General features: G+C 33.7%; 11 protein-coding genes. 2 read left to right on the top strand and 9 right to left on the bottom strand.

Translation table 11 applies throughout. The features are described from left to right. Nucleotides 1-18: 18 nt before the first annotated feature. A complete protein-coding gene (arfB, locus tag AC3VJB_RS14065) occupies nt 19-420 on the top strand; it encodes an alternative ribosome rescue aminoacyl-tRNA hydrolase ArfB (RefSeq protein WP_497667265.1) in 402 nt (133 codons plus the stop codon). Between the two features lie 80 nt (nt 421-500). Here arfB and AC3VJB_RS14060 read toward each other — a convergent pair whose 3' ends face one another. The 3 genes from AC3VJB_RS14060 to AC3VJB_RS14050 all read right to left on the bottom strand — a co-directional run bounded on the left by AC3VJB_RS14060 (nt 501) and on the right by AC3VJB_RS14050 (nt 3,498). Then, nucleotides 501-1,601, bottom strand: coding sequence for a reverse transcriptase family protein (locus AC3VJB_RS14060; RefSeq protein WP_497667264.1), 1,101 nt, complete (start codon nt 1,599-1,601; stop codon nt 501-503). 153 nt (nt 1,602-1,754) lie between these two features. Then, complete coding sequence (locus AC3VJB_RS14055) at nt 1,755-3,086, bottom strand: phosphoribosyltransferase-like protein (protein WP_497667263.1); 1,332 nt, start codon at nt 3,084-3,086, stop codon at nt 1,755-1,757. A 199-nt stretch (nt 3,087-3,285) separates the two neighbouring features. Beyond that, on the bottom strand, nt 3,286-3,498 hold the full coding sequence (locus tag AC3VJB_RS14050) for a hypothetical protein (protein ID WP_497667262.1): 213 nt from the start codon (nt 3,496-3,498) through the stop codon (nt 3,286-3,288). A gap of 683 nt (nt 3,499-4,181) precedes the next feature. Between AC3VJB_RS14050 and AC3VJB_RS14045 the strand changes: the two genes are divergently transcribed. Continuing rightward, nucleotides 4,182-5,153: a hypothetical protein gene (locus AC3VJB_RS14045; RefSeq protein ID WP_167712460.1), complete on the top strand. Its 972-nt coding sequence runs from the start codon at nt 4,182-4,184 to the stop codon at nt 5,151-5,153. 286 nt (nt 5,154-5,439) lie between these two features. On the opposite strand, the gene AC3VJB_RS14040 is transcribed toward AC3VJB_RS14045, so the two are convergent. The 6 genes from AC3VJB_RS14040 to AC3VJB_RS14015 form a co-directional block, all read right to left on the bottom strand. Then, nucleotides 5,440-6,279, bottom strand: a complete 840-nt coding sequence (locus tag AC3VJB_RS14040) for a hypothetical protein (RefSeq protein WP_497667261.1) — start codon at nt 6,277-6,279, stop codon at nt 5,440-5,442. A 539-nt stretch (nt 6,280-6,818) separates the two neighbouring features. Beyond that, nucleotides 6,819-7,238 (bottom strand): hypothetical protein, encoded by a 420-nt coding sequence (locus AC3VJB_RS14035; protein WP_497667260.1) that lies wholly within the window; start codon nt 7,236-7,238, stop codon nt 6,819-6,821. 77 nt (nt 7,239-7,315) lie between these two features. Beyond that, on the bottom strand, nt 7,316-7,723 hold the full coding sequence (locus AC3VJB_RS14030; protein WP_125066621.1) for a hypothetical protein: 408 nt from the start codon (nt 7,721-7,723) through the stop codon (nt 7,316-7,318). 164 nt (nt 7,724-7,887) lie between these two features. Continuing rightward, nucleotides 7,888-9,429, bottom strand: a complete 1,542-nt coding sequence (locus tag AC3VJB_RS14025; protein WP_167712465.1) for an acyl-CoA carboxylase subunit beta — start codon at nt 9,427-9,429, stop codon at nt 7,888-7,890. A 133-nt stretch (nt 9,430-9,562) separates the two neighbouring features. Beyond that, nucleotides 9,563-10,999 carry an acetyl-CoA carboxylase biotin carboxylase subunit gene (gene accC, locus AC3VJB_RS14020; RefSeq protein WP_167712466.1) on the bottom strand — a complete coding sequence of 479 codons (1,437 nt, stop codon included), beginning with the start codon at nt 10,997-10,999 and terminating at the stop codon, nt 9,563-9,565. A 1-nt stretch (nt 11,000) separates the two neighbouring features. After that, a complete protein-coding gene (locus AC3VJB_RS14015; protein WP_167712467.1) occupies nt 11,001-11,486 on the bottom strand; it encodes an acyl-CoA carboxylase biotin carboxyl carrier protein subunit in 486 nt (161 codons plus the stop codon). Nucleotides 11,487-11,648: the final 162 nt, after the last annotated feature.

Below are 11,648 nucleotides of genomic sequence, written 5' to 3'. Positions count from 1 at the left end.
GAGACATTCACAAACACTATGAACAAAGAACAACTTTTAAAAGAACTCAACTTTAAAGCCGTACGAAGCTCTGGTGCGGGCGGACAACATGTAAACAAGGTATCCTCTAAAGTAGAATTAAGTTTTACTATTGAAGACTCATTAGGACTCTCGGACAAAGAAAAAGCACTGCTCCTTAAAAACTTAGCCAACAGACTCTCTAAAGAAAACACACTTATACTAAGCTCACAAGAAAGCCGCTCACAACACCGCAACAAAGAATTGGTTACCGAACGCTTTTTTAACCTTTTAGCACAAGCCTTGGTAGTGCCTAAAGTACGCAAAGCCACCAAACCTAAAAAAGCAGCGATTGACAAACGTTTGGATGCCAAAAAACAACAGGCTGAAAAAAAAGAAAACCGAAAAAAATTTCGGTTTTAGTATAATTTAAAAATCTTACAATTTTACCTCTCTAAAACTATTGTTAGTTATACAGAGTATCATATATTTTTAGAACAATTTTATAATTCCCACTTAATTTGGTTATACATTTCTAAGTATTCTCTCCCTTTTTCAGGTTCTACAGAATGTACAAAACAAACTTTCCCTAATAAATGATCCCTATAATTAGCTTTGATTATAAAATCTTTGTTTTTCATTAACCATTTTTGATGGCTTAAGGGCCCTTTCTTTATACAGTGATATAGTTCAGTACGAAGTTTTTCTTTGAACTCTCTTGGAACACTAATTTTGTCATTTACAACCACTCCTGTCACAATTTGGCGATGAGAACGCTTGAAATACTTTACTTTTTTTTCATTTAAATTAAACCCTTCTTCCTTAACAATCTTTCTAAGTGTCTTAATTGATGGTAGCTTTTTGTAATTACCAGAAAAAGTTAAATCATCTGCATATCGTGAGTAATTCAAATTGAGTTTATTTGCTAGTAATTCCATTTTAGTATCTAAACTATGAGCTATAAAATTTGCTATTCTCGGGCTTGCTGGCGATCCCTGAGGTAAAATTTGTGGGCTTTCTTTTATGAAGGAATCTTTGAAAATGTTTTCTTCTTCAATTTCTTTCCAATAGGTTTTGCTCATTTTAGCAGTAAGTAATTCTGCAATTGAATAGGCTAGATTGGGTTGATATCCTAAGTATTTAAATACTCCTGCTACTCTCTTCTGCTCTATAGAATCAAAAAATCGATATAAATCGACATTGAGAATAGTATCCTGTTTTACATGTTTCTTTGCATTATCAACTATAGATCTTTCGTTTACAAAACCAAAAGAACAATCGTGTTCTGGGACATTCTTTAAAATATTTTCATAAATCCACCTTTGTATTCTTTTAAGTTGTTCATCAGGGCTTGTTATCCATCTATGACCACCTGTTTTCTTTTGAATCTTAAAAGTCTTGTAGTGTTTTGATTTATCTTTTAGTATTTCTTGTATGACATGAAAAGGAAGTCCAATTTTAAAACTCAAATCTGGTAAGGAAAAAATTACAGGTAAACCTTTTTCTTCAAGGTTTTTAGAGTAGCTTATTATTTCTTCCTTAAAATCTTCAGAAGCATTTGCTTCAACTAAAGAGTTTTTTATATTATCCAATTGGGAAGGCATAGAAAAGAAAATTACGATTTACTTGAAATCAACGCTGCGCGTTGTTGTATGCAAGCTGACAACTGTACCGACTTGCATACAAGATGATGTAAAGTTACTTTAGAGCCTCCATTCGTATACAGAACAGAATCAATTTCAAAAAATTGATAATGGCTAATTTTCTTGTCTTTCCTTCCCATTGAATTTTTTAGGTAAATAATTTATTTTTTTAAGTTCATAATTTATTGCACTTCTTCCGACTTCTTTCTTTAATCTTTTGAGTGTTTTTAAGCAATCCCCATATAGAATTTTACCTCTAGAAGATAATTCACCAGATTCTTCAAAAATTCCTTTCTTTATTCCGCTTTTTAGAATACCGCGAATGTCTGTCAATGTCAATCCTAATATCTCACAAATAACTTGGTCAAGTCGCCCTTGTTGTTTAAGGCGCATATAGGCAAACAATCTAAAATCAGTAGATTTTATATACGAATAGGACTTCCAGTCTAATTTTCCTTTACCTGAATAAAATGTCTCAATTATTTCAGGACCACTCATCTTAAGTAAACCCAATTCATAAGCTAATTCGTTTCTTAATGATTTTGCACGAGAAATTTTAAACACTTGATTTCTTGGATACAATGGGATCCAACGCTTTTCAAATTTTTTAACAAACTTGGATGACCAAATTATTGGCAATGTATTATTCGGTGGGTTATATGGGAACACTAATAATGCCTGAGAGTTGTTATACCCGAGCGGATGTATTTTTGTTTCTCCATTATTATCAATAGAGAATAGATGTTGACCGTAATAAAAAGCAAAATCACGATAATACTGTATATTCTGATTGGAACCAAATGGGGATTTTCTGTTTTTAAAACATTGATATTTAATGGTACTTATTATTTTTATGTTAGGTATTATACCTGTTAAAAACCTATCCGCCTTTCCTAAATGATAAATAGACATTGAACATAAGTCTCTTATTTCAGGTATTTTATCTGTTTGTGGTTTTATGTACGTTTTGTAATAATTCCACAATGATCGACCACTTCCTAAAAAGTCATCAAGAAGAATTAAAATAGAATCTTTTGGAATAGAATTAGTTTTCTTTTTGTATTTGAATTCTGAAGCTTTTTCGTAAAAAGTCGTTAATGATTCGATTTGCTTAAAATTTGGCGCCTTTTTCAGATAATAAGTTATCATTGTCCCACTTTTGCCATAATCTCCTATAGCATGAATAATAATATTTCGGCTATTTCCATAAAGTGAAATCAATGAAGTAATTCTATCATTAAAGTAATCTATTAATTCATTCTCTGTTACATACTCAAGGCATTCTAGTATTCTAACAGCTCTTTCAAATTCATCTTTCCTAAAGTTGCTAAGCCAATTAACAATATCAATGTGATTCACAGAATGAGATAAACGCTTTACGATTAGGTCTAATCGTAAGCGTAACTGCTCATCCAAGTAGATATTTAAATTTTCTTTTGTGGTCACTATGATATAATTTCAGTAATACTATACAATTTATTTTCTCAAACAACCGTCTATTTTATCTAGTCATCTAGACACTAAAAAAGTTTAACTTCTTTTTATTTTTTTAAATATAAAAAAACTCCATCATACTTTCTTACGGAATCCCATAAGTTCAACTATTTAGGTTATAAAAGTTGTTTTTTTGAGTAGCAACGGTTCTTTATATTGCTGTTTGGGTCGCTAATAGTACGGCATGCTCCGTTAACACCACGGCACGGGTCGCTGATATCACGGCACGGGTCGCTGATACTACGGCATGCTCCGTTGACACCACGGCATGGGTCGCTGATATTACGGCACGCTCCGTTAACACCACGGTACGGGTCGCTGATACTTCGGCTATCCTCCCACTCTTAAATCTGTATGGATTCAATCCAACGCTCTCGATCTACGTATTAACGGATTATCACTTCGATACAACACACAAAAAATGTCAAACAAATGTAACGACAGCTATAGAATTATTTTTGAAAGACAAATTGCTTTGATTAATGAGAATACTAAAAAAAGTACCCTGTCATAAGCAGGCAAACCAAAAATAACACCGCAAGAGCCGTTAAAATTAAAATCTGTTGAGCTATAGCGAGTTATTTTAATTTAGGGTCGAGGATGATTATTTTTGAGTGCAGGCAGGTTAAGACTAGATTTTTTGCTTCTTTTTCATCAATGGAAAAAGAAAAATAGCTTAGAAAAGATTATTCTATGTAAAATCTAAGTCGTTAAGAAAAGATGTCAATGATAGATAACACAAAAAAAGTATTCGCAACTCTAGTATAAAAGATATACTTCTGATAGTCTGCCTGTTAAAAAAAAGCAAAAATTGACCATCGCATTTGTTTTTTATACCCCAACACTATAATTTAGAAGTGGTTAAGAAAAAGAAACTAACAAAATGCTATGATTGTATTGCTAAAACCATCTAACTTTTTATGGGCTTTTAACTAGTGGCAAGGGGCTCTCCTGCTATTATAATCTTGTTGTTTCTAAGAATTACCTAAGGGTAGCGTGTTTTACGCATCCCTAAAAACACACATGTAACTTAAATTAAATATTAATATGGAAACAAGAAGAAAATTCAAAGGTTCAGATGCTTTTTTAGCTGAAAGCGCACGAACAATTTACAACCTATTTACGCAAGACTTGGAGCGTTTTACCGCTTTCAATGCCCGATTTACGAGCGAGTATGCGGCGGCTTTTTTACATCAGATTGATGCGGCAGATACGGTAGTTACCGATGTAAGTACCTTGGCAAAACAAGGGGTGGAAACGCAAAAGGTGTTGATAGAAATGCAAAATGCAAGTCGTGTGTATAATCGTATTAAAAGTCATGCTATGTGGGCTTTTCCTGATAATCCTGCGGTATTAAAGGAGTTTACAACTGGTTATAGAGATGCGAGCAAGAATCAGCCTAAAATGTTGGTGTTTTTAGAAACCTTAGAAAAGGTGGTTACAAATTATTTAGATGATTTGACCGATGTAACCAAAGGCGGAATGCCTGCTTCTATTGTGGAAGAGTTGGCTACAATAAAAGACGAATTAAAGAGTGCGAACACTCAGCAAGAGGTGTATAAAAAACAACGTTTGGTAATTACTCAAGATCGTATTTCGGCTTTGAACGATTGTTATACAACGCTTGTTCAAATTATAAATACGGCTCAGTTAGTATTTGCCAATGAGCCTGCAAAAAGGGCTCAGTATAGCTATCGTCCAACTACAGGAAGCAGTTCTATTACTGATTTTGTGGGACAGGTAGCGCCTAATGAAACCAAGGTGATTACTCAGGTATCGTATGATAAAGAGAGTTTTATTGGTTTTGAAAACAGAGGGGAAACCACACTACAGTTCGACATTAGTACCGACGAGGTGACCTTAAACGGCAATATGGTTGAATTGGAAAGTGGCGCTATTAACAATCAGCCAATGGAATGGTTGCTAGCGGATGTTGCCAACGGTACCAAAGTGAATATTTTGGCGTATAATCCGTCTACTACCTCAACGGGAAGTTATTGGGTTAGTACGGATGTGTAAGAATAATTTTTTATAAAAAATAACAACGTCATTACGAAGGAGGTACGACTGAAGTAATCTGTTTATTTTGAACTATAAACATAAAGATTACTGTGTTATCACTCGTAATGACGTTTTTTTTATGTGGTTGTGAATATTCTATTTCTTTGCTTGTCCAAAGAAAACGAACCAAAAGAAAAGACACTTTTATTAACTAACGTCATTACGAATCCCGATACTTCGGGGTGAAGTAATCCATACCTCGTGAACTAGATAACTACTTATGTTCTTATAATTTTTAACATAATTATTTAAATATCGAATATCCTATTCCCATTCCTAACCAAGGCTGATACTTAAACACCCAATTTTGACCTAACGAAGATACTGGGAAATCCATTCCTAAAAGAATACTTAACCCTAACTTACCATAACCATATTGATATCCTACTCCAGAGCTTATACTTAAAATATTATCTCCATCATTAATTCCATCAGTATTTTTCTCTGTTAGCTCTAATTTATTAAGTCCTAAAAATCCATAAAAATTTTGAGTGTTTGTCAATTTAGGTTCTCTTCCTTTCTTATAAGAATATTTTTCCCAACTTTTCCCATAAGTAACAGCTACATTAACATCAGTTTCAATATTATTTGTAAAACTTGACAAACTATCCGATTGACTAGTAAGGTATATTTTTAATGGAACTGTAATTGCGCTTACTTTCCATGACTTTCTCGTTATTTTCACTCCTTCAGTTACATCGATATACAATCTTCTTTCTTTTGTCCCATTATATTTTTTAAAATCGTCAGCAACATCCTCCCTAGGTAAAATAATAAGTTTATTTTCTTTCTGTTCTAAATCAACAAAAATTGATGAATAATTAAATTTTGGATTAATTTTTTTAAATGAAAAATTTTTATCAATATCTACATATCCCTTTGATTTTTTAGTAGCATTTTTACCATTAATAGTATATAAAACCTCTTCTTTATCTTCTCCCTCTTCTAAAACTATAGGAACCTTATCATTTTTAGAAGTTCCATCATTTTTTAAATAAATTCTGTAATTACCTTTTATTTCTTCTTGCGCAAATGTTTTAATACATAAAAAAACAACGAGAGTTATTAATATTTTAGTTTCCATATCTACTTGGTTTTAATTTTTTACAACTGGTTACATCAAAACAATTATATACTCTATTCAGATAATAAAACAACTTAATTGCTTTGATAATTCCTTATAAACCTAAAAAAACATCTTTACAAATAATTACGGAAATCCTCAAAACCAACTATTTAAGTCATTAGAGTTAGTTTTTTCATCATTAATGTAGTGTTAAACTGAGTAAAGAGTAGATTTATACTTAATAGTATTGTTCAGTAAACTACTGCCTTCATTTTCTTTGCTTGTCCAAAGAAAACGAACCAAAAGAAAGGACACTTTTACGAGGAATTTTTAAACCTTGTTTAAAAACGTCTGAAAAACGATGCGAGGCAAAGCCTCTGAATCTCATCAATTTTTCAGACTATTCTGCGTAAAAGGGCTTCGAAAAACTCCTTTATAAAATCGAACTTTTATTAGCTAACGTCATTACGAAGGAGGTACGACTGAAGTAATCTGTTTATTTCGAACTATAAACTTAAAGATTACTTCATTTCATTCGTAATGACGTTTTTTTGTAGTTACTTTTTAGAATATGTAGTAGCTACATTTTTCTCTGGTAAAGTTGTTGTAAAATCTAAACTATATTTTTCTCCTATCTTATAGTTAAGAACTCCATCTTTTTGAAAGGAATCTAATCTCTTTAATTTTTCTAATGGAGCACCTTCTGTCATTCTCATTATTTGATGACCATATTTTTCAATACGCCCATTATAAAAAACTAAACAACTATAAAGTGTTTCAGGCTTTGTACTTTTAAAAAACAAGAATTTTCGTTTTGGTTCATTTCTATATAAATAGACCGTTAAGTCATACATAAAATTCTCAATCCAATATATCTCTAATACAATAGTTCCTTCTATACAGTCTCTTTCAGCTTTTAAATAGTAGGATGTATCAGCATACCTTCTTTTATTTTCAGTAATTATTTTCCAATTCATAGTTATACTAACACCTTATATAAAGGTAGTTATATAGTTTGAACACACATTTTAATAAATATAGTACTAGTAATGATTTATATATCAGTTAATTTAATTTTCCCTTTTGCTATCTTTTTAGTGATAGACCTAAAAATATTATTTCCTCCTTCTATCCATTTTCCATCAATAAAAATTACTCTAAAAAATCTAATCCTTTCGGTTGCATGTGGTATACTAATATCTAAGCAATCTCTTTCTTGAGGAGTATAATCAAAATCAAATGTTTTAATAGTACTATTTAATTGATTAATAACTTTTTCAATAGTAACTCCGTTACCTAAATCTTTCTTTGGCATTACCATTTTACCAATTAAAGATGAACTATTCCTACCTAAATATCGAGTTAAATTCCAGTTATAACCTTCTAAGAAATTAGTTTTTATAGAACTTTCTTCTTTCTCTAAACAGGTACAGAAAATTAAAATTTTTCCGTTTTTACACATTTTTTTATTTTTTTTAAATCTAAAAAAATATGTTTATACATCCTTAACCTTTTCCAAAAACCTCATCAATATAGCATTAAATCAAGTACAACCCAAGGCTTTATAAACCAAAAAAACGCTTCTAAAAAGAAGCGCCTTTAAAAATATTGATATTTCTTTATTTGTTACAACGGTATGTTCCCGTGTTTTCTATTTGGTCTTTCTACCTTTTTACCTTCTAACATGGCAAAAGCTTTGATTAGTTTTCTGCGGGTGTCTTGTGGTAAAATTACCTCATCTACAAATCCGCGTTCTGCTGCTCGGTACGGATTCGCAAATTTATCAGCATACCCTGCTTCTTTCTCGGCTAATTTTGCTTCGTGATCGTCTGCTTCAGCAATTTCCTTTTTAAAGATAATTTCACTCGCTCCTTTCGCTCCCATTACTGCAATTTCTGCACTAGGCCACGCAAAGTTCATATCGGCTCCAATGTGTTTTGAGTTCATTACATCATAGGCTCCACCATAAGCTTTACGAGTAATTACACTTACTCTTGGCACCGTAGCTTCACTCAATGCATACAATAATTTTGCTCCGTTCGTAATAATAGCATTCCATTCTTGGTCGGTTCCTGGTAAGAATCCTGGTACATCTACCAATACCAATAACGGAATATTAAAGCAATCACAAAAACGGGTGAATCGTGCTGCTTTTTTAGAACTGTTTACATCCAAACATCCTGCTAAACTCATCGGTTGATTGGCAACAATCCCCACACTTCTTCCTCCTAAACGCGCAAATCCAACAACGATATTATCCGCATAATCTTTATGGATTTCAAAAAACGAATCCGCATCGGCAATACCGTCAATTACGGCACGCATATCGTACGGTTTGTTTGCATTATCTGGAACAATATTGGCTAGTTCTTCTCTAATTTCATCTCCTAATTCAAACGGTAATTTCTCTGTAGTTTCTTGATTGTTCTGTGGCATATAACTCAACAATGTTTTAATATCTTCCAAACATTGTACATCGTTCGCTGCTGTTAAATGCGTAACTCCCGATTTGGTTGCATGCGTACTTGCTCCTCCTAATTCTTCTGAAGTTACTTCTTCATTAGTTACTGTTTTTACTACGTTAGGTCCCGTAACAAACATATAACTTGAATTTTCTACCATAACGGTAAAATCGGTCATGGCTGGAGAATACACTGCTCCACCTGCACAAGGTCCCATAATTGCTGAGATTTGTGGAATTACCCCTGATGCTTGTACGTTTCTATAAAAAATATCGGCATAACCACCTAACGAACGTACTCCTTCTTGAATACGTGCTCCACCAGAATCGTTCAATCCGATTAATGGTGCTCCTACTTTTACGGCTAAATCCATAATCTTACAGATTTTTTCGGCATGTGTTTCCGATAACGAACCTCCAAATACCGTAAAGTCTTGTGCAAACACGTACACTAAGCGTCCGTTTACCGTTCCGTATCCTGTTACCACTCCGTCACCATAAAACTTCTGATTTTCCATTCCAAAATCGGTCGTTCTATGAGTTACTAAAATACCTACTTCTTCAAAAGAACCTTCATCTAAGAAATAATCGATACGCTCACGAGCGGTTAATTTTCCTTTTTGATGATGACGGTCGATGCGCTGTTGTCCGCCTCCTAACTTTGCTTCGGTAAGTTTATGTTGTAATTCTTCTATTTTAGATTTCATCTATATTCTTTTTTTGGGCGTTCCCCAAGGGTCGGGCTTTCCGCTATATCTTTTGTTGGTTCTCGATACTTGCTTCGCAAACTCGAACTGACAACAAAAGGATGCCGCTGCAATCCCTAACGCACATTATGTATTAACAAGTTTTTAAAATACGTTGCTCTTTTAAATACTGCTGTAAGGCTACCTGTGCAGCAATCTTCGCTTCTTTTTCGTTTCCTGCTTCTAACAACTCAGGTGTGTAATACTTCTTTACAAAATGAGTATCAAAATTCCCTGAAGTAAACGCTTCGTGTTCGCATACGAACTTTCCAAACGGCAACGTAGTTTCTATTCCTTTTACCTTATAATTACTAATCGCTTGTTTCATTAACTCAATAGCTTCTTCGCGTGTATTTCCGTAGGTAATCAATTTAGAAATCATCGGGTCGTAATAAATAGGAATTTCCATTCCTTCTTCAAAACCATCATCTACACGAATATTTTCTCCTTTCGGATGTTGGTAGGTTTCCAACACTCCAATACTCGGTGCAAAATTGTCTAACGGATCTTCGGCATATACACGTAGCTCTAATGCGTGTCCGTTAATTTGTAAATCGTCTTGCGTGAATGATAGCTCCTCTCCTCTTGCTATTTTTATTTGTTGCTCTACTAAATCTACTCCCGTAATGAGTTCCGTAACCGGGTGTTCTACTTGCAAGCGTGTATTCATTTCTAGGAAGTAGAAGTTTTTGTTTTCGTCTAGTAAGAACTCCACCGTTCCTGCTCCTAAATAATCACAGGCTTTCGCAACTCTTACGGCTGCGGCTCCCATAGCTTCTCTAATTTCAGGAGTCAACACACTCGATGGTGCTTCTTCTACTACTTTTTGGTGGCGACGTTGTACCGAACATTCGCGTTCAAATAAGTGTACTACGTTTCCATGAGCATCTGCCAATACTTGGATTTCGATATGACGTGGTGACCCTACATATTTTTCTATAAATACAGAACCATCTCCAAAAGCTGATTCTGCTTCTGAAATTGCACGCTGCATTTGTTCTTTAATATCCGCTTCTTTTTCAACAACACGCATTCCTTTTCCGCCACCTCCTGCTGAAGCTTTGATTAAGATAGGATACCCAATTTCATTCGCTACTTTCGAGGCATATTCTACATCGGTTACCGCTTCGTCAATACCTGGAACCATTGGAATATCATAAGCTTTCACTGCATCTTTTGCAGCTAATTTACTTCCCATAACTTCAATAGCATGAGTTTTTGGACCTATAAATACAATTCCTGATTTTGCTACCGCTTCTCCAAAGGCTGCATTTTCACTTAAAAATCCGTATCCTGGGTGAATTCCATCTACATCTAACTCCTTCGCTACTTCAATAATTTTATCTCCTAATAAATACGATTGATTCGATGGTGCAGGACCAATACATACTGCTTCGTCTGCAAAAGTTACGTGTGGTGAATTTCTGTCTGCTTCCGAATAAACAGCTACCGTTTTAATTCCCATCTTTTTTGCTGTACGCATTACACGTAAGGCAATTTCTCCTCTGTTTGCTACTAATATCTTTTTCATATTATTCCATTTCTATTAAAACCGTATTCTTTTCTACTTTATCACCTGCCTGAATAGCTACCGATTTTACGACTCCGTCTCTTGGTGCTTGTAAGGTATTCTCCATTTTCATGGCTTCTAACACTAAAATTCCATCACCCTCTTTTACTTCTTGACCAATTTCAACATCAACAGAAACAATTAACCCAGGCATTGGTGCCTTGATATCGTTTTCTTTTTTCTCTGCAGCTACTTCTAAACCTAATTCATCAATCAACATATCTAATTCGTTAGAAATATTCACCTCATAGGTGTTTCCGTTGATTTGAATGGTGTATGTTTTTTTGTTGAAATTTGTTTGGAGTATGGTAGCTTGATACGATTGGTTACCATCAAGTACGTGGTAGTTATTTTGTGATTTTTCTACTATGTCTAACGCCTCTATTTGCGCTTCAGTAAAGTCAAAATCATGCGTTTTATTAACGCTCGTTTTAAAAGATTTACTCATAAATGTCTGATATTTTCACCACTAAAATATTAAAATTACAATGGAATGCATTGAGTTAAATCTATAAATTGGCTAGAATGTTTTTTTACTTCCTTGATTACTTCCTATCCATTTACTAACAACCTCAGAAAAACCCGCTATTTATCCCGCTTAATTCATATT

Source organism: Tenacibaculum sp. TB-53, assembly GCF_059716285.2.
The sequence above is the reverse complement of the archived record's forward strand: the minus strand, read 5'-3'. Positions and strand labels throughout refer to the sequence as shown.